The organism is Rhodococcus sp. GB-02 (assembly GCF_053470465.1).
In genome coordinates, this window is record NZ_JBPUKE010000001.1 from 1,227,671 (window position 1) to 1,249,646 (window position 21,976).

Here is a 21,976-nt window from a genome sequence, read left to right on the forward strand (position 1 = left end):
CCCGAGTGGATCTCACAGATATCGACGCATGGGACGTCGAACCGTTGGATCAGCTGTCAGCTGGGCTGGAGGGCGTTCTGGTCGCCCATCGTGTCCGCGACATCCGTCGACGGCTGGATACGCTACGCAAAGAGGCCGTCGCCGACGACTTGCATATTCGTCAGGACGGAACCGTCTCTGCGGTTGCGCCCATCGCCGACGGTCACCCGCTCCACCTGCACGTCCGGTTGCTCGAGGTCGCAGTTCGAGAACTGATCGGTGAGGCGCTGCTGGTCAGCGCGGATCTTCATCATGCGTTGTCTCTGCGGTCTCAGGTCGGCACAGACCTCCGTGACAAAGCTGTGCGAGTGGGGGAGGAGTGGCGAGCGTTCAGCCCCGATCGGCAGCGTCAGATGTTGCGTCATGCACCCGGCCTGATCGCCAACCTCGACGGAATTCCTGCTGCGGTTCGCAGTCCCGTCAATCTCGATCGAATTCAATCGGAACGAGCACGGCTGCAGGACGATTCAGTCCGAATCTCGCAAGAACTTCACCGCGAGTTCTTCGGCGGCAGACTGAGTAACACCGGGGCGGGCCAGTGGTACGCCGAACGCAAACTCGAGGATTTGGACGCGCTCGACGAGTTGTTTCGCGCCGAGCCTTGTCGACGGTTACTGCTCATGGACATGCGCTCGGGTGAACGCGGCTTCGCTGCAATCGCGATCGGTGATCCGGATACCGCGGATCACATCTCCGTGACGATTCCCGGACTGAACACCAACATCAAGGACTCGATGCGCGGAATGGTCGGCGAGGCAACACGATTACGAGCCGAGGCGATGCGCCAACTCGAACTGGCCGGCCGAAAGGAAAGCGTGGCCACCATCGCCTGGATCGGATACGACGCGCCACAGGTGATCGGGCCGGGAAAGTTCGACATCGGTCGGGCCAGCTTCGACGTCAGTCGATCGTCCAAAGCAGGCATAGCCGCCGACGCATTGGGCAGCTTCTTTCACGGTCTTCGTGCTGCGTCGGTCAACGAACGCGTCCACATCACAGCGCTGGGCCATTCCTACGGATCGCTCGCGACTTCTCTTGCGCTGCAGCGCGGAGCAAGCGCAGCAGTCGACGACGTGGTGTTCTACGGTTCACCCGGAGTGCGGGCCAAGGTGGAGTCAGACCTCGGTATCGCCGACCGTCATGTTTACGTCATGAAAGCGGAAGGTGACAGCATCGCGGGGTTCGGCCGTTTCGGCGGCGATCCCACGCGTACCGAGTTCCATCGGTTGTCCACGGCCGAAGGGTTCACCCCGGACGGAGTGAAGCACGAGCGGGCGTTCGGGCATGCGGAGTACGCGAGGACCGGGGACAACGGCGAACTGCGGATGTCGGGTTACAACCTCGCGGTTGTGGTTGCCGGACTTCCGGAGCTGGCCGTCATCGCCTGACCTGCTGCCTTACAGTGGCACTCATGCGCCTGAGGCACTCGGCCAGGGGGTTGGTCGTTGACGACCAGTCCCGTCTTTTGCTCTACCGATTCATCGCACCCGGGGGCGGCTGACGGTCTGGTGTCCTCCGGGCGGAGGCTTGGAAGGAGACGAAACCCCGCCCGAGGCGCTCGCGCGCGAATTGGACGAGGAGATCGGCTTGCGTGACTACGGCGCCGCCACCCATGTGTGGCGTGAGGAGATCCATGATCTGACGATATTGCCGGGTTGGGACGGTGCGATCAACGACTACTTCCTCGTGCCGGTAGCGGCCGCATTCGAGCCCTGTGGGTCGTTGGGGCGCGAAGCGCTGGCCGCCGAGCTGGTCGAGCACTTCGAGTGGTGGAGCGTTGACCGCCTTCTGTCACACAATGGTCGAGAAGTGTTCGGGCCACGCGATTTACCCGACCGGTTTGCACGCCTGGTCAAGGATGGATCACCGAGTTCGCTGGAACAGTTTGTTCGGGCACCATGAGGGCCGCGAGGCATCGCCTTATTCGAGCATTTCGCCATCGAAACATGGCTAAACTGGGGTTATGGAGCACTACGTGCGCAAGGAGCCCATCCCGAACGCGTCTACGGCTGCGCCGGTCAGTTCTCACAACCGGTTGGCAGGGACGGCCCAAAAATTGTGGATGGCTCTCCGAGGGCTGATGCGTGATCGGAAGGCGAGTCAGTACACCTCGCTCGCGCCGCGTCATCCCGACGGATCACGAACCGCCGTAATGTCTTTCAACAGCAGCGGCGGAGGGGCTGGATCGGGCGGGGCATGAAGGTCGCTAGTATAACACTGCCCGGGGTCCGTCGAATTCTCGACGAACACCGGGCAGTGACGCACTACTTGGGCTGGGATCAGCGGAGGTACTGTCCGCAGACCGGCCACGCGCCGGCGCCCTGACCGGCGAGGACGTTTTCCGCGACGCGGACCTGTTCTGCCTGGCTGGCGTTGGCGGCACTGCCCGCTCCGCCGTAGGCCTCCCATGTGCTCTGGCTGAACTGGAGTCCGCCGTAGTAGCCGTTTCCGGTGTTCGCAGCCCAGTTGCCCGAAGATTCGCATTCCGCGACACCCGACCAGTCGTGGGTGGCTGCGGATGCGGTGCCGGCGCTCAGTCCAATGGCTCCGGCTGCGAGGGCTCCGGCTGCGGCGACAGAAGCAAGGGCGCGGGTAACGGTGGTCTTGGTCATTTGGGTAAATCCTCTCGAGTCACGCCGGCGGAGGACGGTGACCGTCTCAGCTCCGCTCCCACCACTAGGAAAGTTGTCGAATCCGAACCGCGGGGTGGGACTGGCGGTGGCGATTCGGTAATGCCCGGTTGATCGGGCTGTCACCAACCATAGGAGACGATTACGGATTGGTCACGGGTCGGCGTGTCGACACATGTTTGTGCAACAGAAATGCATCAAAGAGTGTTTTCCCAGGTCGTGCGGCGATATGTCACCTCGCTCGGCGTTACATAATCGAGATAGAGTGTGATGCAAGTCACCGATAAAGGGCCGTAAAGGCGTCGAAATGCAGCGAATGTGTCGCCCGATTGGCTCGCTTTGCCGACTTTTCGACCCCGGCTTTGGTCGCGCTGGAGCCCAAATCGAGGCTTGATGTGTTATCGACCGACCGACCCGGTTTACCTGTGGGGCAGCAGAATTGATACGAGTATCGCGTTGCCGGCTCTACGATCAGACGAGATTCTTGCTCGCCTTGATCCGACGACGGATGTCGTGCATCTGAATGGTGTTGCCGGCCTGACGGATGGAGCGTGGGATGAACCTGTTGACGAACGACACGAAGATGAAGAGGTGCTCGAATCGACGGCGGTCGTCTTCGGTCCACTCGAGGTCGAGTTGGTCGCGGTAGATCGGCGGAAGGAATCCGACCGTCAGGAACCGCAACAAGTTTCGGAACACCAGGCGTATCGGCCAGGCGATCATTTGTAGATTGACCAGGTCGATCAGATATTGCTTGGTGCGTTCGTCGATGACGACGCGTTCGCAACCGAGGTTCCAGTAGCGCTCGAAGTCTGCGCGGGTGACCGGCCACATCTCTTCGGTGACCTGCAGTGTTGTTCCCAAAGTTGACGCGGACTGATAGAACGATTCCGCCTGCTCTTCGGACATCTTGCCGTGCAACAACTGATGGCTGTCTTCGAAACCGATGAACAGGCAAGCGGCAACCCATAATTGGAGTTCGCGATTGAAGGCGTTGTATTTGACCGGGCTGTTTGAATCCGACTTCACATGTCGGTGCACCGAGTTCACGGCCTCGCGGTAGGCCTTTCGCTCTTCCTCGTTGCCCAGGATCGCGACGGTGAGGTACTGCGTTGTGGTCCGTGCGCGCTTCCATGGATGCGCGGTCAGAGCACCCGATTCGACCTTGCTTTCCATGACGCCGCACGCCACCTCGGGCCAACCGAGTTGCAGGATGACGTTGGCAGCGGCTCCGGCGAACGACCAGAAATCGAGTGCGTCGGTGATGTGCGGGGGTTTGCGGGCCCACCGCTTACGCTCGGCCGTGATGGTGATGCGTGTCTGATCGGTGCGAAGCGACGACTCGGACCTTCCCGAATCCAGGTAGTGAGTGGGCATCGATCCTCCTCCGTGCGCGGTGAATTACTTGGTCTCGACGTTGCTCACGAGCCAGCGGTCGTCCGAACGAACCAACGACACGACCATCCGGTACTTCTGTGTATTACCCTCTGGCGCAGCAATGTTCTTGGCCTGCTGGTCGACGAAGACAAGCACCTTCGCCGACGAATCTTCCAGTGACTCGATGCCGACGTCTGTTGCCGTCGCACTCGCCCGACCTTGACCTCCAGCGACAACCTCGCGCAGTGAATCCACCATCGTTCGGTAGGTGCCGGCAAACTCGTCGGTCGACATCGAGGCGATGGTGTCCTTGTTGGCGTCCAAGTTCTGATAATCGAAGGAGGACATGATGGTCGAGTAGTCCCGCGCGGTGTCCAAGGCCTCCTGCCGCAGCGTGTCTTTCTGATTCGCCGAGTACATCTGGAATCCGAGCACCACCAATGCTGCGATCAGTGCTACCGCCAATAGCGAGATCAGTGCGTTGCGAGGCTCTTTCAGTCGACGAAAGAACGACGGGGGAGTCGGATGTTCGGCCACCTCGGTTTCTGCTTCGTCGAGGAGTGCGCTCTCACCGTGTGCCATTTCCCAGTCCTTCCAACATCAATCTCCAGTAGTTCAAGGCGTCGACTCCGGTCGGAATCAGAATCGGATCCGCGACGACCGGCGGACCGATCGGCGTGCCGGGGACCGTCGAGTTCTGCAATCCAAGGTCGTTCGGCCGCGGAGCATTCTGTGCTCCGCGTTGGACCAGGTCGTCGGCGGGTGGGCAGTACATCGCCAGACTCGGACTGGTGGGGGAGAGATCGCCTACCTCTCGTCTGGGGGTGTCGTAGTTGCACACCGGCCCCTGCGTGGCCACCAAGGCGAAATCAGCTCGATCGCCTTTGACGATGGATGCCAGCTTGGCGAGACCTTCGGGGATCGTGACGAGTCCGGTCTCCAGGGCATCCGTGCGGTCGGAGATGATCGGAGCGACCGTGACGAGATTGGCCAGCACCGCTCCGAAAGTGTTGTGGTACTTGTCGAACAACTGCTGGGCGCTATTGAGGGCGGCGGGTGAATGATCGGTGAGATAAATCAGTACCGGGGCGTTGGACTCGAGTTGTTCGGTGAAGTTCTTCGCTGCCGCCATTCCTCGGACGAACGAATCCGATTGTGTCGCCATGGAGTCCATCAGCCTGGAGGTTCGCGACAGCAGCGCGGCGAGTTCGGCCGACTGGTCGTTCAACTGCGCAGACATGATCCCGCCGTTGTCGATCATCGTCGCCAAGCTCGGGCCGAGCCCGTTGAACGAATTCCCCAGTTCGGTCCCGATGTCGCTGATCGCCTGCGGATCAATACCTTCCAGGACGCCGGACGCCTGAAGCATCAACTGGCTCATCTGAACTGGCTGCTGATCTGCGGGCATGGCGATCTCGCCGCCATCCCGAAGATACGGGCCGTGGTCTGTGTTGGGGTAGATGTCGACATTCTGAATTCCGGCTGCGGTCCCCATCGTCACCTTGGCGACGCTGTTGGTAGGTATCTCGGTGTTGTCGTTGAGCGAGAGTTCCACCCGAGCTGAGCGGGTGCCTGCGTCGAGTTCGACTTCACTCACTTTCCCCACCTGTACACCGCGATACGTGACGACTGTGCCCTTGGTCAGTCCGAAGGCGTCGGACATGTTGGCGTGCAGCCGGATTTGCCCACCAAAACCCTGAGGGCCGACCACGTAGACGATCCCGAAAGGAATGACCACAGCAGCGATCAGAGCGAACAGGACAAGTTGAACAAGCGCAAGGCGACTCAACGCGAACCTCCCTGAAGTAGATCGGTGAGAGTTCCCGCCGGTGCGATCGATTGTCCGGCTATACCGCCGCTCCAGAGCTTGTCGATTGTTCCCGGAATATCCAGGGCGCCGTCGAAAACGAGGTAGTCGCCTTGCACTGCGCCGGTGAAGTTTTCGAGCAACCCGTTCATGTTCGTCAGCGTCTGGCCGATCTCCGAGTTGAACGAATCCAGAGTCCCGACAACGGTCGACGCATCGTGCAGCATCGTGTCGAGCCCGTTGGGTGAGGAGTCGAGAATGGTGTTTGCGTTGGTGGCGAGCTGAACGGTCGAGTTCAAGAGGCTCGCAATCTGATCCTTCTGCCCCACGAGAATCGACACCACCTGTGGAACGGAATCGAGGTAGTTGTCGACGACTTCTTGTTGCCCGGCCAACTGCGAGGAGACCCGGGCAGCGAGGTCGACGGCCTCGTCGAACTCGCTTCGGTGACTGCTTGCCTCTGCCATGAGCGAGGTCAGGGTATCGGTCAGAGAACGCACTTCACCTGAGCGCCCGGAAAACGCGGTGTTCAGTTCGCGTACGACGGTATCGAGTTGATCGATGCCGCTCCCGGCCAGAACCGTACCGAGGGTGGCAAGTGCACTTTCGACCTGCGGACCGATCTCGGTGCGAGACTCCGGAATTGTATCGCCGTCGCTCAGCGTAGAACCGGACGGAACCTCTGGCAGCAGCAGCCGAATGAACGGGTTTCCCAGTGCGGACGGGAGTTCGACGGAGGCCTCGACCTTGTCCGGCAACTGCGTCGCAGCGTCCAGACTCAGTGTCACGTCGGCTCCGACGACGTCGGCTGACAGTGCGGATACTCGACCGATGACTTTCTGGCCGCTGCGGACGTCTGCTCCCAACACCAGGCCGTCAGCGCCGGCCAGTTGTAGCGACACGGTGTACGCGTCACCGTCGGCCGAACGACCCAGCGGAAGGTCCTGAATGCCTGCGCTGCAGCCGCCGAAGGCGAACACAGCCGCACAACCCATACCGATGATCGCGACGCCGGCGACTATCCGAACCGATTGCCTCGTCAATTGCCACCTCCGGGGACGGCGCCGCCGGAAATCGCGGAGGCGATGCCGAGCGGATCAGAAGTGCTGAGGGGGAAGGAAATCGGATTCGTGAATCCGGCACCGGTGCAGATGGGCAACTTGTACGCGTCGCACAGTGGCTTGGCGACGGCGAACTGAGTCAGTGCAGTCGAGACATTGAGCCGAATGCGTCCGCGCTGATCAGGGCCGATAGTTTGGGAGAGGTTCTGCATCATCAACGGCACCAAGTCCATGAACTCGGCGAGGTCAGGTTGTTTGGCAGCCAGAGTGTCACCGAGAACTCGCACGTTGTCGGCTATGGCACCGACATCGTCGCCGTGAGTTGTCATGAAGCTGTTCAGTTGATCGAAGACGACCTGCAGATCCTGCAGCGGTTGGGAGATGTCCATGTTCTGGCTCGCCCACTGATCGCCCAGTTCGCCGAGGTCACCGACAAGCTCGTCCAAGCTGACCTGCCGTGTGTCCAACGCACCCATCAAGGTGTTGAGATTGTCGACAAGTGCACCGATGTCTTCCGACCGAGCGCCGACAACTCCGGTGGCCGTGCTGAGGTTGCGAATGGCGGTGTTGAATTGATCGCCCTGACCCTGCCACCCGGCGGCGCCGCGGCTCACTAGATCGCCGAGATTGCCACCTTCCCCGGCAAATGCGTCGGCCAAGGTGCTGACGCTTCCCATCAACCCGTCGAAATCTATGGGGGAGTGGGACCGTTCGATCGGAATCTGATCGCCGTCCTTCAGCGTCTCTCCGCCGGTGTACGCCGGACCGAGTTCGATGTGGCGATCGCTGATCACCGACGGATTGAGAACATAGGCCGAAGCGTCGGCGGACAAATCGACGGAGTTGGGCATCGACATCGCCACTCGAACAGAAGTTCCGCGAGGTTCCACCGACGTGACCGTCCCGACGCCGACCCCGAGGACGGTGACCTTACTTCCCTCGTAAATCCCACCGACGTAACTGAAATCGGCGTAGACAGTCTTGGACTGATCGGTTCGTCCGAAGATGTACCAACCGGGCAGGGCGATCGCCAGGGTCACGACCAGCATGGCAGTGACGGCTTTTCGTGTATTCACTTGCAGCCCTCCATGATGCCGAGCGCGCAGAGCAGATTGTCCGGGATCACGGCTGCCGGGGCGTTGACGTCGGTCCAATTGCCGGTGCCGGTGGAGTCGGTGACCGAACGCAGAGCGGACGGAAGGCGAGTCAACAGCAGGTCGATCTGATCGGCGTTGTTCTTCAGCGTGGTGGTGACTGCGACGAGGTTGTCGGTCATCGCCCCGAACTCGTCCTGACGGTCTGTGAACGTCGTCGAGAGCTTCGAGATGATGATTGTCAGGTTGTCGACCAACTGAGTCAGCGCGTCCTTGCGGACGGCCAGAGTACGCACGATCGTCTGAGCGTTTGCGGCGGTGCCGACAATCGAATCGGTTTGTGCCACCGCCATGTCCGACAGCTCTCGGGACATCGTGAGAATTTGATCGATCTGTTCACCATTCTGCGCGAAAGCCGCTGAGGCCCCACTGATTCCGGCCAGAGCCCGTCCGACTTGATTGGAATCCGTCGGAATCACCTGTGAAAGAGTGTTCATCATGGACTCCATCGCCTGTAGGTCGACGCCGGTGGCCGCGTTGGTGGCGTCACTGCTGACGTCGTCGAGGCTGTACGGCACGGTTGTGCGGGAGAGCGGAATGACCCGCTCGTCGGAGTCGTCGACTACTCCGGCCGGCACGATCTCGAGGTAGCGCTTGCCCAAAACCGTCTTGAGCCTGACCGTCGCCGTGCTCTGGTTTCCCAATGGCTGATCCTTGTCCAGACGGAAGTTGACGACCACGTGGTCGCCGGCAAGGTCGATCGAATCCACGCGGCCCGCAGGAACTCCGGCCACATAGACGGGGTCGGTATCGGAAAGCCCGCTGGCATTGGCGAACTCGGCTGTGTACGCCGACGTGCGGACGTTGTACGAGAGTTTCGGAATGCCCAGTGCTGCGGCGAGCCCCACCACCAGAACAAAAATCCCGAGACTACCCAGAGCGAGAGCAGTGCCGCTACCGCTGCGTCGGCGATCCCCTTTGAACAGGAAGAGCATGATGCCGACGAACACGTCGATCAGCTTGACCAGAAACATCATGAGCACACCGGCGAATGTGTCGGACCGAAGATGTTGGCTTCCATGTCGCCTGCCTTCAGAGTGAAATTACACAGATACAGGCTGATGAAACTTCCGTAACTTCCGATCCGGTTGGCGGCGTCGGCGAACTGGGGAAGGTTGGCGAGAAGTCTGTTGAACTCGTCGGTGCTCGCAATCCAACTCCCGGTGACACTTTCGAGTTGTTGTACGGTCTGACCGAATGCGCCGTTCGACCCGGCCATGATCTGAGCCAACGACGAGACAGTGCGGTTTCCCTGATCCAACAGCGAGACCAGTTGGTCGTTCTGCCCGACGACGGAGGTGCTCAGACTGTTCAAACCGTCCAGCAGACCGACCAATTCGGGTTGACGCTCGTCGACGGAAGTGAGAAGAGTGTTCATGTTCGTGAGTAGTTGCGCGAAGACGTCCTGACGGTCGACCAGGCCGGAGCTCATGGTCGCGATCTGATCGAGAAGGGTGGTCATTGCCTGGCCCTGACCGTTGAAAGTTTCGACAAAACTTCGGGTGAGAGTGTTCACCTGCTCGGGCTCCAATGCGGCGAACAACGGCTTGAACCCGTTCATCAGTGCCGTCAAGTTGATCGGCGGTGTTGTCTGCGCCAGCGGTATCGTGTCACCTGGTTCGAGCTGTCGTGCGGACACCGTTGCCCCGCTGTCATTCTGGGTCAGGGCCAGATATCGAGCACCGAGCATGTCGCCGTAGCGCACGGCGGCACGGACATCCGACTCGAGGGAATATTGCGACTCGATTTCGACGTCGACGATCGCCTTGCTCGTCCCGCCTCCGTTGTCGGCAAACGCAACCGAGTCCACGCGGCCGATACGCACACCCGACATGGTGACCGGGTTGCCCGGGTTGAGTCCTTCGACGTCGGTGAACTCGAACGAGTACGAATCAGTGCTTCCGCGAACCGGGACCGACAACGTGTTCGCCACGAACGAAGCACAGGCGACGCCGGTGATGCAGAAGAGTGACAACCGAATGACCTGGCCAGGAAGGACCTTCACGGGACGGTCACCTCATTACCTCTGACCATCGGCCCCAACATCAGTGTTGTTGCCGGGTTGGGGGCGTCCGACTGCTCCGGCGAGCCGCCGAGTAATTGATCTTCGAGGAAACGCAGGGTGGCGGCTTCGGCTTCGCCGCCAACGACTGGGGCACTGACGGGTTGTGAAGGCGTCAGGTTGGAGCCGGAACACTGTGCTCCGTACGAGTTCCCGTACAGCGGGCAATCATCACCTGTGTACGGGAGCGGTTCGGCGAACGTGGCAACTGCTGTGATGTCGAACTTTCCGGTGGCGAAGACTCGCGCACCGGAGGCGCCGAACGTGCTGGCATTGGCAAGAGTGGAACGCAGTCCTTCGGGATTTGCCGCGGTGGTTGCGAGTATCTTTCCGGCAGAATCGATCACGGTGATGATGTTGCTGTTGTTTTCTGCGACAAAATCGTCGACGGTAGCGGCGAAGACTGCGGCCGCGCCGATCGAGGTCTCGAGATTCGCTCTGTTGGTGACCATGCTGTTCGAGACGGATGTGGCGGCCGCCAAGGTATCGAGAATGTCGGGGGTTGCGCGGTCCAATGCGTCGATGACAGATCGGAATTCCGGAGTGGATTGCAGGAATTGGTGTGCAGCGGGAGCCAGTACTCCGGAAGCAGCACTGAGATTGTCTATCGTGGTGCCTATTTCGGCCCCGTTTCCGTCCAGGGCTTGGCCGAGAGCGGTCAGAGCCGTTTGAAGCTTCTCGGGTTGCATTGCTGTGAGGACTCCGACCAACTTGGTGTACACGTCATAGAGGGCGACCGCCTCGGGTCCGTCGTCCATGCGGATCTCGTCTCCGTCCGCGAGAGTTGTTCGGCCCTGCGGCGCCGGGTTGTCCACGAGTTGCATGTAGATGTCACCGAAGAACGTGCGCGGAACAACGCGAGCCATCACGTCGGCGGGAATCTTCGATGCATCCTCAGTCTGTATCTGTAGTTGCACCACGGATTCTGCGGTGCCTGATTCGATTTCGCCGATTCGGCCGATGTTGACCCCGTGATACCGGACCGGTGCCTCGCCGCTGATCAGGCCCGCCGTGGCTGGAACAGCCACGAATACGTCGGTGCTCTGCTCGAGGTTTCCGGATCCACGCAGCACCATAGTCACTGCCGCTACGACGGCCACCACGACGGCGATCGCGCCACGCAGTGCGTAGACGATCTTCGTGCGTGTAGTGAGTCTGTCCACGGTTCAGACGCCCATTCCCGGGATCTGGGGCACGAGGCCCCACAGCGCGAAAGTCATCAGTACGTCGAGGATTCCGATCGCGAGGATCGCAGTCCGGAGCGCGCGCCCGGCCGCTTGCCCGACGCCGGCTGGACCGCCGGATGCGTAGTAGCCGTACGCGCAGTGAACCAGCGCGACAACAGCGGCGAACACCACGGCCTTGAGGCCCGAGTACAGGAGATCCTGCGGCGAGATCGCCAGATGGAAGAAGTAGTCGTAGGTACCTGCCGACGCGCCGTTGAAGAACACGACGACCAGTCGGGTCGAGAGGTAGCTGGCCAAGAGTCCGATCATGTAGATCGGGATGACGCAGATCATGGCAGCGATCACCCGCGTACCGGCGAGGAACGGGATCGATCGGATCGCCATCGAGTCCAGGGCGTCGATCTCGTCGGAGATACGCATGGCCCCGATCTGGGCAGTGAAACCCGTTCCGACTTTGGCTGCCAACGCGATAGCGACGACAACAGGTGCAAGTTCGCGTGTGTTGGCAACCGCGGACAGCATGCCCGAGAGCGAAGTCATGCCGACAAGTTCGAGACCGCGATGTGTCTCCACACCCAGCATCATCGCGGCTGCAAGAGACATCGCGAACACGATGCCGATAGTGCCGCCGCCGGACAACAGCGAGTTCGTTCCGAAGCTGACTTCGCTGATCTGTCCGAGCACGTGTTTGCGGTACTTGGTGAGAGCAAAGGGGATCGAGGCGATGGTGCGGATGTAAAAGGTGACATGCTGACCGAGCGACACCAAGCCGTCGCCTGCGGTCCGCAACGGTCTGCCGGCCTGCCGCGCTCGGATCCGGAGATCGACGAGTGACATCAGAATTCACCGACTGCCGGCACGATCACGGTATACAGCGCGGACAACACAGTGTTCACGATGAAGACGAGCGCGAAAGCGATGACGACGGCTTCGTTGACTGCGTCGGCAACGCCGCGTGGGCCACCTTTTGCATGGAGACCTTTGAAGGTGGCGACCAAAGTCGAAGCGAGACCGAAGATCGCAGCCTTCACCAAGGCCATGACGAAGTCGGAAGATCGCCCGTACTGACTGAACGTTGCCATGAACGTTCCGGCCGGAAGGTGCTGGACGTAGATGTGGTACAGGTAGCACGCGATCACACCGCCGAAGGTGACCATCGAACAGAGTGCAAGGGAGACGATCACTGCTGCAACCAATCTCGGTGCGACCAGGCGCTCGATCACGTCGATGCCCATCACTTCCATGGCGTCGATCTCTTCCCGGATCTTTCGTGAACCCAAATCCGTGCAGATCGCCGATCCGGCGACACCGGCCATCATCAATGCGCACACCAATGCCGCGGCTTGACCGACGATGATGAAAGCCACGACTGCCCCGGAATAGCCACCAGCGCCGATCCTGCCTGCCAGTTCGCCGACCGACACGGCGATGAAGACACCGATCGGAATCATGAGAAGCAACGATGGGCCGGTGCTGACGCGGCCGATGAACAGGGTCTGAGTAACCGTCTCGTGCAACGAGAGTCGTCTGCGGAGGATTGCCGTGAACAGGCCGAAGATTGCCTGAACCGAGAATCCGATCAAATAGCCCCCCTGTAACGCTACGTCTCGTACCGGGCCCTTCGCGGCTGGTAGCTCGTACGTCATCTAATTGAATTCCTTTGCAGATCAACAGTGTTCGGCACGGAGTTCGAACTGTTCGAGCGCTGGCGGTCGAGCGAACTGCCTGTGAAGCATCTCACACATATATGTGTCCAAGCAAGCATTATGTGAACCGAAATTCTCGTCGGGTTGCCTGTAGTGTTGATCGAGTTTCCGCTTTTGACGTGGAAGTATCGGGACCGTTCATGTCACCACCCCGTGTATGTTTACGGATATTCCGAATCTGTCAGTCGGATTGCTTCGCGGCCGTAGGGACTGCGCTTCGAGCGGTGACACTACCCATTGTCGGCGGCTTCGGGCAACGTTTTGTTAACCGAAATTCTCGGTGAGGGGCTCGTTGGCTGGCGTCAGGGCGAAGTTGTATGTCGTGGTCGAACGGCGTTTCACCAGCTGTTATCTGGCGGCAGAAACGCAATGTGCTGAAAAATGTGTGTGAATCCTCGGAATCATGCTTATGCTGATTCTCGTCTGCTGGACAGGCGGATCAAGGTACTTCGAGCGTGAAGGCTGGAGAGTGGGTAGACGGTGAGCCCGAGCGAGCAGTTCGTCGACGCGCAGTCGTCGAGTGGGATTGTTCGGCAGGCGAGGTCCGATTCCGTCAAGAGGCGCCCGAAGGATCGCAAGGCGCAGATCTCGGCAGCGGCGGCAATCGCGTTCAGTGAGCGCGGATATCCAGCTGTCAGTGTCGATGACATCGCGTCGGCTGTGGGTATTTCGGGTTCGGCGCTCTATCGGCACTTTCCGAACAAGTACGCGATGTTCCGCCACGCGGCGTTGGAGTTGACCGAAGCGCTCGCCAGTGCCCTGGACGTCGTCTCGGTTGCGCCTGCATCGACCGACGCGCAGCGGTTGCGCGAAGATCTGATTGCAGTGATAAGAACGACAATTCGCAATCGGCGTACGGCCGGAATCTATCGGTGGGAGAGCCGGTTTCTCGATGCCGCCGATCGGAAATCCGTTCGAGCGCAAGCCAGTGCGGTCAATCGCCGGGTAGCCCGGCATCTTTCGCGCTCCGATCCGGCAATGACGGCGCGTGAAAAGACCCTCGTCGTGGCAGCGATGTTCAGCGTGATCGGCAGCATCACCGTCCATAATCTCTTACTGCCCCAGCGGGTGATGGAGCAGGTTCTGCTCGAGGCGTGTCTGGCGATAGATCACGGCGAGGGCGCAACCACCGCGAGCCGCCTGGAGCAGTCCTCGTTGCCCAGAACGGTGACCACGAACAAACGCGAACGTCTGCTGCAGGAAGCCGTGCGACTCTTCGACTCTCGCGGGTATCACGACGTCAGCATCGAAGAGATCGCTGCGGCCGCCGGCTTGAACGCCTCCGGTATGTACCGCTACTTTCCCAGCAAGGCCGAGCTTCTCGGCGCCGTATTCTATCGAGCCGCAGATCGCTTGGACTTGGCTACTGCAGCGGTGTTCGATTCCGCTGACTCACACGAAGAAGCGCTCCGGTCATTGTCGGCGATGTACGTGGAATTGTCGTTCGCACAGCACGAATTGATGTCGGTCTACTTCTCCGAGATGAACAACCTTCTGCCGAGTCATCGAAGCGATCTGAAGAATCGCCAGAAGCTTTACGTGGTCGAATGGGTGCGGGTACTCCGCGAAATCCGGCCTGAACTGTCGGCGGTAGAGGCGAAGTTCGTGGTTCATGCTGCGCTCAACCTGGTTCCGGACGTCGGCCGCATGATGAAATTCGACGCTGCCGCGGAGAACGCGGCCAGGTTGCAGATGTTCATGTCGGCAGTACTGTTCGGCCGTCAGGCCGCCTCGACCGTGTCCACGCGCCGCGGGACATCGGCTTCCTGAAACGTGTCGGTGGGTGTGCGTAGTCTGGCCCACTATGAGCGAAGTCGTGTCACTGGCAGCTGCCCGTCGCATAGCGCTTGCCGCTCAGGGATTCGGCAAATCGCATCCCACGACGGTCACGCGTCGCAATCTGGTCGGCGTGATGGACCGGTTGCAGGTGCTGCAGATCGACTCGGTCAATGTCTTCGAGCGCAGTCACTACCTGCCGGTTTACGCTCGGTTGGGGGCGTACGACAAATCCAGACTCGATCAGCTCGCCTTCGCCCCCGGCTCGGGTTACCTCGAATACTGGGGCCACGAAGCTACGTTCCTGCCGGTGGACATGTGGCCGCTGTTCCGCTGGCGGATGGACCAGTTTCGCGCCAAGGCGTTGAGCGACAAGGGCGGATGGGCTTCCGATCGGAGTGTCTTCCTCGATTGGTTGCGGCAGGAGCTGCGCGACAACGGTCCGATGGCGGCGAGCGAGATCGAACACGAGGCGAACACACGACGCGGTCCGTGGTGGGGGTGGTCCGATGTGAAGGTCGGGCTCGAGACGCTGTTCCGTTGGGGCGAAGTGGTCTCGGCGGGGCGCGCTGGTTTCGAGCGTCGTTACGGCCTGGCCGAGCAGTTGCTTGAACCCGAGATACTCGACGCACGAGTCGAGCGGTCGGAGGCGATACGCGAGCTGGTGCTGCGGGGAGTGAGGGCACATGGTCTGGGCACACTCGACGACATCGCCGACTACTTTCGTCTGCCCAGCGCAGAAGCACGAACCGCGTTGCAGGAACTCGAAGAGGCCGGGAGTGTGCGCCGGGCATACGTCGACGGCTGGGAGCGTCGAGGTAAAGCACGGGAAGTGTGGATCGATCCACAAGCGAAGCGTCCCAGGTCCATCCGTGCGGAAGCGTTGTTATCCCCCTTCGATCCGGTAGTGTGGGCACGCGATCGAGCGTTGCGGCTCTTCGACTTTCACTACCGGATCGAGATCTACACTCCAGCCCACAAGCGAGTTCACGGGTACTACGTGCTCCCGGTCCTGATCGACGACAATATCTGTGCCCGAGTCGATCTGAAGAACGACCGTCAGAACCGTCGGCTGCTGGTGCGCGCCGCGTGGGCCGAACCCACCGCGGATGCCGACACTGCTCCCCGGTTGGCGGAACTCCTTCGCAGAACTGCCCATTGGCAGGGCTGCGAGACCATCGAGGTGGAGAACAAAGGCACGCTGTCTCGGGAGCTGTCCGCTGCCCTTGCGTGAGCCGTCGAGGCCGCGAGGGCGAGTGTCATTCGGGAACGGTTATGCGCCCGTCGACTGCGGCTCTGTTGATGGACTTTCTCAACTCGGAGCAGCTTCCGGATCGAATGCTCGTCGGTGCGACGTGTTCGCAGTACTCCAAACATGTGGTTCGAGAATCTGATCGCCACTGAGTCGACGTGTGGTGCCAGCTGTTCTTCTCGACGAGGACGTATGCTCCGCACCGCTCACAGTCCAGCGGTTCCATGGTCATCGGTCCACCCCTGCAGCGGCTTTGCGAGCGATGTTGTCCGCGACCTCCTGCTTCCACACCTCGACGGGTTTGCTTGTGTCCATTTCGAATTCGAAGCGATCGACCATCTCGGGCGTGACGTCGGCGACGTCGACGTAGAACTGTTCGTACCAGCGTCGTAGTTGATAGACCGGACCGTCCTCGGTGCAGAGCAGCGGGTTGTCGATGCGAGTCTTGTTCTTCCAGATCTCGATGTCCTGCTCGAACCCGACGCCGATGTAACCGATCATCGCGTCAACGGTTTGGTCCGCTATTCCGGCGGGAAGTTCGTCGGTCTTCTTGACGGTGATGCCGTACATCAGGACGAACTTGTTCGGGCTGATCGGGTAGTGGCAGTTGATCAAAACCGAATCCACCTTGAACGTTTCGTACTGGTACACCAGATCGTCGACCATGAAAGACGGCCCGTGATAGGCGGCCACCGAGAGGTTCGAGACCAACTTCGGCACGTCGGGGTCGGTCCAGGTCACGATGTCGTCGCGGTTGATGCCACTTTGCTCCTGGATCGCGACATGCCCTTCGAAGACGTTCTTGAAATAGGTGGGGAACGAGAAGTGCACGTAGAAGAAATGCGCCATGTCGACGACGTTGTCGACGATTTCTCGGCAGTTCGTATCGATGACTATCGACTTCCACACCCAATCGGTCCACTCGTGCTCCGCAGACTTGATGATCGGAATGGCGACCTCGGCAGGAGGCGGATTGCCTTCGGGGTCGTGCCAGACGAAGAGCAGGTCATCCTGTTCGAGCGTGGTCCAGGCGCGGGTTTTGGCAAGCGGAGGGACCCGCCGGGCATAGGGAATCGCCGTGCACTTTCCGTTGCCTCCCCAGCGCCAGTCGTGGAACGGGCACGCGATCGAATCTCCCTTGATCGTGCCCTGACTGAGATCTCCACCCATGTGTCGGCAGTACGCGTCGAGGACCTTCACCTCGCCCTGGCTGTCGGCGAATACGACAAGCTTGGTGCCGAAGGCCTCGATCGGATGTGGATTTCCGTCGTGAAAATCGTTCGCGAGCCCGAGGCAGTGCCAGCCGCGGGCAAACCGCTCAGGGGTAACGCCTTCATCGATGACGCGGAATTCGTCGACTTCGCCCAGGTCCATTGTGGTCATAACGCCGTCCTCTGTTCAGGGGTCTGTCCGTGCCACTGTGGCGAGGAGTGAGCTCAGGTTCAACGGGCGCAACCGGTGATCGGTATAGGTGCAGGTGGCAGTGACCAGGCGGGTTCGTCTCCCGCCCGGTGGGAAATGCCCTGGCGGAGCGCGCCGACTGAGCCCAGATTGGCAGTCGGCAGCGAACACATCGCGCAGCGGTGCCCGCTCGACGGACGGATCACCGGAACGGAGACATCCATGTTGGTCGGACCGATCACCGAAGAGCCCATACCCATGTCAACTCTCGACAGACTGGCGATGGTGATGGATTGCTTTCGTGACACACCTCGACTGACGCTGGGGGAGGTGGCTCGTCGAACCGGAATTCCGCGGTCGTCCGTGCACAGGATGCTTCTGAAGCTTGTGAGAATGGACTGGCTTCGACGAGAAGGGCTCGAGTACGAAGTAGGAGACAAGCTCGGTGACCTCGGGGCAATTTCGTTGTATCGAAACAAGTTCGAGAGAGTGGTGGTGCCGTTGTTGTACAACCTGCACCTCGTGACGGATCAGGCTGTCCATCTCGGAGTCCTCGAGGGAAGCAACGTGCGCTACGTCCAGAAGATCGGCAGCCGGGCGATACCCGAACTCCAGACAGGCGTCGGCACTCGAATTCCTGCACGGTCCTCGGCCATAGGCAAAGCGCTCTTGGCGGCGGGTCGCCGTTCGCCACTCGCGCAGCCTTCTGGAATTGCCCACCGTCAGCGCGGCGTCGTATACGGCACGTGTACTTCGGGGCTCGGCTGTATCGGAGTGCGGGTTGGTGCACTGGGAGGGACCGAAGTCGGTCTGTCGATCAGTGGCCCACTGGTTCGAGGCAAGATCGACGATCGGCACGTTGCACCCGTGCAGATGGCCGCCGTGGCAATCTCCCAGTATTTCGAGGTGCCGGACCGTCGTCGCCGGCAGACCGGGTAGTGCCCCGCAACGCACAGAGTGCGCCTCCCTCGACTACACGTAAAGCGCAGTGGGGGAGACGCACTCGGGCAAAGCTGTGTCAGCGAAGAGCTGCAAGCGCGTCGATACGCTTGGCCGCGTCCTCCATGATGTTCTCGATCAGTTCCTTGCAGCTAGGCAGATCGTTGATCATTCCGACAACCTGACCCGAGGCAAGCACGCCGCCTTCCGTGTTGCCCTCGACCAGACCGGCCTTGAGCAACATCGGGGTATTCGCCGCCATGATGATCTGCATCAGCGTGCGGTCACCCGAGCGCTTCATCGCGAGGCCGTCCTTGGCGAGCGTCGACCACTTCATACCCGTCATTGCCTTGAACTTGGTGGCGTTCTTGGCAGCAGCGATCAAACCGGTTGCATAGCTGGAACCTTCGAGGCTGTTGACGAGGTCGGTGTTGAGCACACGATGAGGCATGCCGTCGACCTTGCGTGAGACCGTCGTATCCGTCAGTCCTCGCTTGAGGTATTCCTGCTTGACGGAATCCGGTACCGAAGAGTCGCTGGTGAGAAGGAATCGCGTTCCCATCGCGACACCGGCAGCGCCGTACGCCAGCGCGGCAGCCAGCCCGCGGCCGTCGAAGAATCCGCCACCGGCGATGACCGGAATATCGACCGCGTCGAGAACCGAGGGGAGAAGCAATGTCGTTGCCACACCGCCGGTGTGACCACCACCTTCGCCGCCCTGGACGATGACGGCGTCCGCGCCCCAAGATGCAACCTTGACCGCATGCTTCGCGGCACCGATCGACGGTACGACGACGATGCCGTGGTCCTTGAGCTTGGCGATCAGTTCCTTCTTGGGAGCCAAGGCAAACGACGCGACCTTGACGCCCTCACGGATCAGCAGGTCCGCGCGCTGCGGCGCGTCGGTGGCGTCGGCACGCATGTTGACGCCGAACGGCTTGTCCGTGAGCTGCTTCGTCTTCTTGATCGCGTGCTCGAGCTCGTCGTACGTCATCGTGGCCGAAGCCAGAATGCCGAGACCACCTGCGTTAGCCGTCGCCGACGTCAGCGCGGGCCCGGAAACCCAGCCCATGCCCGTCTGCACGATCGGGTAGTCGACGCCGACCAGTTCGGTCAGTGCGGTCTTCAGTGTGGGTGTCATGCCGAGACCTCACGGTCCCGGAGGTTGCGCGGGTCGAGGGTCTCGCGGATGAGGTGGAGTTCTTCGGCGGTGGGGTCACGGGTGATACCGGCCTCGTCGAGTCCGGCAACCTCGAACGAGGTGTTCTCGGCGACCTCTTCTGGCGTGACGCCGGGGTGAAGACTCAACGCGCGGAACGTGTTTCCCGGACCGCCGAAGTCGAAGACCCCAAGGTTGGTGACGACGCGGGGGATGTTCAGGTACTTGTATGCGGGGTTCTCGGGATCGATCTGGTCGTATCCGACACCGCACACCACGTCGACCTTGTCGACGAATACTCGCTTGGAGTGCTTGGGGACGAAGTAGCTCGTCGCATGGTTGATGGTGTTACCCGGGGCGCCGCGCACACCGAACATCTGACGCGTCGGCTGCTGAAGCGGGCCGAAGGCGGAGAGGTTCTGGTTGCCGTGGCGATCGAGCTGATTGGCGCCCATGACTACGTGGCGACGGCCCGAAGCGACGACGTCGAACACCTTGCGGAAAGGCATCCATCCTTCGATGGGGCCCTTCGTTCCGACTGCCGGAGTGTCCTCGAGAATGAGGGCTTCACCGTCGGTGATCAGCAGGTCGGGTTCGGTGGTGAGCCGAGCCAGGCGAGCGCCGATGGTGGACGACGTCGACATCGGGCTGGCCATGATTTCGCCTGCACCGGAGAAGATTTCAGCGCACGCGAGAACAGCGTACTCTGCGCGGGTGACGGTGGATTCGCTCATGATGCCTGCTCCTCTACAAACTTCTTTACTGCGGCTTGGTAGTCCTCTTCGCTGCCGGAGAGGAAGGTGTCGACGAACGCCTGCCACGACTCGGGGGTCTTGGCTGCCTCGGCGTAATGACGCTGGAACTTCTCGTCGCGGCCGTAGCTTTCGCCGGCCAACGTGAAGTGCGCACCGTTCGGGGCCTCGACGACGGCGTCGACCATCATGCGGTTGAGCAGAAGATTCTGCAGTGGAACGGATTTGACCAGTTCCTCGGTCTCGACGATGCGCTCGACCGAGACGTAACGCTTTTCGGCGGCCATGCAGTACAGGTCGTCGAAGTACGGGTCGACGCCGTTGTAGGCGGCATTGCCGTGCTTGTCACCGAGATTGAGGTGGACGAACGACGCATCGAGGTTGAGCGCAGGCATCGCGATCAAGGTCTCGGAACGGCCGTCGGCCTCGGGGTACGGGGAGGTGACGGTCTTGAGTTCGTCGCCCCAGAAGTTGCGGACGTCCGAGCCCAGGCCGGCGCGGATCGGGAGGAAGGGGAGACGGGCGGCAGCGGCTTCGAGGCCGCACTTGACCATTCCTTCGTCCATCTCGCGCACTTCGATCTCACCGGCGGTGCGCGCCTTGGCAAACCACGGATCGTAGAACGGCGCGGAGTCCAGGGACACGAAGCCGTAGTACGCCTTCTTGACCTTGCCGGCCGAGCACAGGAGTCCGAGATCCGGTCCGCCGTAAGTGACCACGGTCAGGTCCTTGATGTCCGAACGCAGAATCGCACGCACGAAGGCCATCGGCTTGCGGCGAGATCCCCAGCCGCCCAAGCCGATCGTCATTCCGCTGCGGAGTTCGCCGACTACCTCGTCGAGCGACTTCGTCTTGTCACGCTTGCTAGCCATGTTTTTCTCAGCCTTCCTTCTGGGTTGCGTTCTCGCGCGGCTTGCCGGTGGCGACGAACTCGTCGCGGTGCTCGTCGGACACACCGAGGAGGTTGAGTTCGAAGGTGTAGCCCTGCTCGAGGCGGTAGCTGCCCTTGACGTCGACCGGGTCGATGCCGTTGATGGCTTCCTTGGCGCACCGGATAATGCGGGTGTCCTTCGCGGCGATCTTCGCGGCGATCTCACGAGCGCACTCGTCGAGCTTCTCGCGCGGGACCACGTCGTAGACGCTGCCGAACTGCTTGAGTGTGTGGGCGTCGACGCTCTGCGCCGTGTAGTACAACGTGCGCATCATGTGTTGCGGCACCAGGCGCGAGAGGTGTGTGGCAGCGCCGAGTGCGCCACGGTCGACCTCGGGAAGGGAGAAGATCGCGTCGTCGGAAGCGACGATCACGTCCGCGTTCCCGACCAATCCGATGCCGCCGCCGACGCAGAATCCGTTGACCGCCACGACGACGGGGACAGCGCAGTCGTAGACGGCAGCGAAGGCTGCGGCACAACCGCGGTTGGCGGCGACCAGTGCGTCGAATCCCTCGGTGGCCTGCATCTCCTTGATGTCGACGCCGGCGTTGAAGCCGCGTCCCTCGGCTCGCAGGATCACCACGTGCGTGTTGAGATCCTTGCCCGCGTCGAGGATGGCGTCGGCAAGCTCGAACCATCCCTTGGACGGGATTGCATTGACCGGCGCGTAGTCGATGGTGACCGTGGTGATGCCGGTTCCGTCGGAAGAGGTGCTGATGCCCATTTCGGGATTCCTTACGTC

The 21,976-nt window shown here is 61.1% G+C and carries 20 protein-coding genes and 1 pseudogene; 5 read left to right on the top strand and 16 right to left on the bottom strand.

Annotated features, from left to right (window positions below):
• The first annotated feature begins 5 nt into the window (after window positions 1-5).
• Complete coding sequence (locus ACSW29_RS05865; protein ID WP_448276815.1) at window positions 6-1,427, top strand: alpha/beta hydrolase; 1,422 nt, start codon at window positions 6-8, stop codon at window positions 1,425-1,427.
• Between the two features lie 88 nt (window positions 1,428-1,515).
• A complete protein-coding gene (locus ACSW29_RS05870) occupies window positions 1,516-1,941 on the top strand; it encodes an NUDIX domain-containing protein (RefSeq protein WP_448277407.1) in 426 nt (141 codons plus the stop codon).
• A 383-nt stretch (window positions 1,942-2,324) separates the two neighbouring features.
• Here ACSW29_RS05870 and ACSW29_RS05875 read toward each other — a convergent pair.
• The 11 genes and pseudogenes from ACSW29_RS05875 to ACSW29_RS05925 form a co-directional block, all read right to left on the bottom strand.
• A pseudogene (locus tag ACSW29_RS05875) lies at window positions 2,325-2,651 on the bottom strand (transglycosylase family protein); the annotation flags it as partial.
• A 489-nt stretch (window positions 2,652-3,140) separates the two neighbouring features.
• Window positions 3,141-4,046 carry an oxygenase MpaB family protein gene (locus ACSW29_RS05880; RefSeq protein ID WP_448276817.1) on the bottom strand — a complete coding sequence of 302 codons (906 nt, stop codon included), beginning with the start codon at window positions 4,044-4,046 and terminating at the stop codon, window positions 3,141-3,143.
• Window positions 4,047-4,070: 24 nt separating this feature from the next.
• Window positions 4,071-4,628, bottom strand: coding sequence for a mce associated protein mas1a (locus tag ACSW29_RS05885; protein ID WP_448276819.1), 558 nt, complete (start codon window positions 4,626-4,628; stop codon window positions 4,071-4,073).
• Window positions 4,615-5,835, bottom strand: coding sequence for an MlaD family protein (locus tag ACSW29_RS05890; protein WP_448276820.1), 1,221 nt, complete (start codon window positions 5,833-5,835; stop codon window positions 4,615-4,617). Before ACSW29_RS05890 ends, ACSW29_RS05885 begins: the two co-directional genes overlap by 14 nt.
• Entirely contained in the window at window positions 5,832-6,896 is a 1,065-nt protein-coding gene (locus tag ACSW29_RS05895) for an MCE family protein (RefSeq protein WP_448276821.1), read from the bottom strand. Before ACSW29_RS05895 ends, ACSW29_RS05890 begins: the two co-directional genes overlap by 4 nt.
• Entirely contained in the window at window positions 6,893-7,990 is a 1,098-nt protein-coding gene (locus ACSW29_RS05900) for an MCE family protein (RefSeq protein WP_448276822.1), read from the bottom strand. The genes ACSW29_RS05895 and ACSW29_RS05900 overlap by 4 nt, the downstream gene beginning before the upstream one ends.
• The gene (locus ACSW29_RS05905) at window positions 7,987-9,042 is read right to left on the bottom strand and encodes an MCE family protein (RefSeq protein ID WP_448277408.1); all 1,056 of its coding nucleotides are present in this window, start codon (window positions 9,040-9,042) and stop codon (window positions 7,987-7,989) included. The genes ACSW29_RS05900 and ACSW29_RS05905 overlap by 4 nt, the downstream gene beginning before the upstream one ends.
• Window positions 9,042-10,073: an MCE family protein gene (locus tag ACSW29_RS05910; protein WP_448276823.1), complete on the bottom strand. Its 1,032-nt coding sequence runs from the start codon at window positions 10,071-10,073 to the stop codon at window positions 9,042-9,044. Before ACSW29_RS05910 ends, ACSW29_RS05905 begins: the two co-directional genes overlap by 1 nt.
• The gene (locus tag ACSW29_RS05915; RefSeq protein WP_448276824.1) at window positions 10,070-11,293 is read right to left on the bottom strand and encodes an MCE family protein; all 1,224 of its coding nucleotides are present in this window, start codon (window positions 11,291-11,293) and stop codon (window positions 10,070-10,072) included. Before ACSW29_RS05915 ends, ACSW29_RS05910 begins: the two co-directional genes overlap by 4 nt.
• 3 nt (window positions 11,294-11,296) lie before the next feature.
• Window positions 11,297-12,154, bottom strand: coding sequence for an MlaE family ABC transporter permease (locus ACSW29_RS05920; protein ID WP_317828327.1), 858 nt, complete (start codon window positions 12,152-12,154; stop codon window positions 11,297-11,299).
• A complete protein-coding gene (locus ACSW29_RS05925) occupies window positions 12,154-12,963 on the bottom strand; it encodes an MlaE family ABC transporter permease (RefSeq protein WP_448276825.1) in 810 nt (269 codons plus the stop codon). The genes ACSW29_RS05920 and ACSW29_RS05925 overlap by 1 nt, the downstream gene beginning before the upstream one ends.
• A gap of 540 nt (window positions 12,964-13,503) precedes the next feature.
• Here ACSW29_RS05925 and ACSW29_RS05930 point away from each other — a divergent pair.
• Together ACSW29_RS05930 and ACSW29_RS05935 are read left to right on the top strand one after the other, a co-directional pair.
• On the top strand, window positions 13,504-14,793 hold the full coding sequence (locus ACSW29_RS05930; RefSeq protein WP_448276826.1) for a TetR/AcrR family transcriptional regulator: 1,290 nt from the start codon (window positions 13,504-13,506) through the stop codon (window positions 14,791-14,793).
• A 34-nt stretch (window positions 14,794-14,827) separates the two neighbouring features.
• The gene (locus ACSW29_RS05935; protein ID WP_317828329.1) at window positions 14,828-16,033 is read left to right on the top strand and encodes a winged helix-turn-helix domain-containing protein; all 1,206 of its coding nucleotides are present in this window, start codon (window positions 14,828-14,830) and stop codon (window positions 16,031-16,033) included.
• A gap of 246 nt (window positions 16,034-16,279) precedes the next feature.
• On the opposite strand, the gene ACSW29_RS05940 is transcribed toward ACSW29_RS05935, so the two are convergent.
• Entirely contained in the window at window positions 16,280-17,434 is a 1,155-nt protein-coding gene (locus tag ACSW29_RS05940) for a Rieske 2Fe-2S domain-containing protein (protein WP_448276827.1), read from the bottom strand.
• A gap of 168 nt (window positions 17,435-17,602) precedes the next feature.
• Here ACSW29_RS05940 and ACSW29_RS05945 point away from each other — a divergent pair, with 168 nt between their 5' ends.
• Window positions 17,603-18,391: an IclR family transcriptional regulator gene (locus ACSW29_RS05945; RefSeq protein ID WP_448276828.1), complete on the top strand. Its 789-nt coding sequence runs from the start codon at window positions 17,603-17,605 to the stop codon at window positions 18,389-18,391.
• A gap of 79 nt (window positions 18,392-18,470) precedes the next feature.
• Here ACSW29_RS05945 and ACSW29_RS05950 read toward each other — a convergent pair whose 3' ends face one another.
• The 4 genes from ACSW29_RS05950 to echA20 are packed head-to-tail and all read right to left on the bottom strand — an operon-like array spanning window position 18,471 to window position 21,958.
• Window positions 18,471-19,532, bottom strand: coding sequence for an NAD(P)H-dependent flavin oxidoreductase (locus ACSW29_RS05950; protein ID WP_448276829.1), 1,062 nt, complete (start codon window positions 19,530-19,532; stop codon window positions 18,471-18,473).
• Window positions 19,529-20,284: a CoA-transferase subunit beta gene (locus tag ACSW29_RS05955; protein ID WP_448276830.1), complete on the bottom strand. Its 756-nt coding sequence runs from the start codon at window positions 20,282-20,284 to the stop codon at window positions 19,529-19,531. The genes ACSW29_RS05950 and ACSW29_RS05955 overlap by 4 nt, the downstream gene beginning before the upstream one ends.
• Window positions 20,281-21,174 (bottom strand): cholesterol ring-cleaving hydrolase subunit IpdA, encoded by an 894-nt coding sequence (gene ipdA / locus ACSW29_RS05960; RefSeq protein ID WP_230814863.1) that lies wholly within the window; start codon window positions 21,172-21,174, stop codon window positions 20,281-20,283. Before ipdA ends, ACSW29_RS05955 begins: the two co-directional genes overlap by 4 nt.
• A 7-nt stretch (window positions 21,175-21,181) precedes the next feature.
• Window positions 21,182-21,958: a (7aS)-7a-methyl-1,5-dioxo-2,3,5,6,7,7a-hexahydro-1H-indene-carboxyl-CoA hydrolase gene (gene echA20, locus ACSW29_RS05965; protein ID WP_003945611.1), complete on the bottom strand. Its 777-nt coding sequence runs from the start codon at window positions 21,956-21,958 to the stop codon at window positions 21,182-21,184.
• Window positions 21,959-21,976: the final 18 nt, after the last annotated feature.

Excerpts from the sequence above, each read along its gene's own strand:
- ACSW29_RS05880 (WP_448276817.1), bottom strand. The coding sequence starts at position 4,046 with ATGCCCACTCACTACCTGGATTCGGGAAGGTCCGAGTCGTCGCTTCGC.
- ACSW29_RS05885 (WP_448276819.1), bottom strand. The coding sequence starts at position 4,628 with ATGGCACACGGTGAGAGCGCACTCCTCGACGAAGCAGAAACCGAGGTG.
- ACSW29_RS05905 (WP_448277408.1), bottom strand. The coding sequence starts at position 9,042 with ATGTTTCTGGTCAAGCTGATCGACGTGTTCGTCGGCATCATGCTCTTC.
- ACSW29_RS05920 (WP_317828327.1), bottom strand. The coding sequence starts at position 12,154 with ATGTCACTCGTCGATCTCCGGATCCGAGCGCGGCAGGCCGGCAGACCG.
- ACSW29_RS05925 (WP_448276825.1), bottom strand. The coding sequence starts at position 12,963 with ATGACGTACGAGCTACCAGCCGCGAAGGGCCCGGTACGAGACGTAGCG.
- ACSW29_RS05935 (WP_317828329.1), top strand. The coding sequence starts at position 14,828 with ATGAGCGAAGTCGTGTCACTGGCAGCTGCCCGTCGCATAGCGCTTGCC.
- ACSW29_RS05940 (WP_448276827.1), bottom strand. The coding sequence starts at position 17,434 with ATGACCACAATGGACCTGGGCGAAGTCGACGAATTCCGCGTCATCGAT.
- ACSW29_RS05950 (WP_448276829.1), bottom strand. The coding sequence starts at position 19,532 with ATGACACCCACACTGAAGACCGCACTGACCGAACTGGTCGGCGTCGAC.
- ACSW29_RS05955 (WP_448276830.1), bottom strand. The coding sequence starts at position 20,284 with ATGAGCGAATCCACCGTCACCCGCGCAGAGTACGCTGTTCTCGCGTGC.
- ipdA (WP_230814863.1), bottom strand. The coding sequence starts at position 21,174 with ATGGCTAGCAAGCGTGACAAGACGAAGTCGCTCGACGAGGTAGTCGGC.
- echA20 (WP_003945611.1), bottom strand. The coding sequence starts at position 21,958 with ATGGGCATCAGCACCTCTTCCGACGGAACCGGCATCACCACGGTCACC.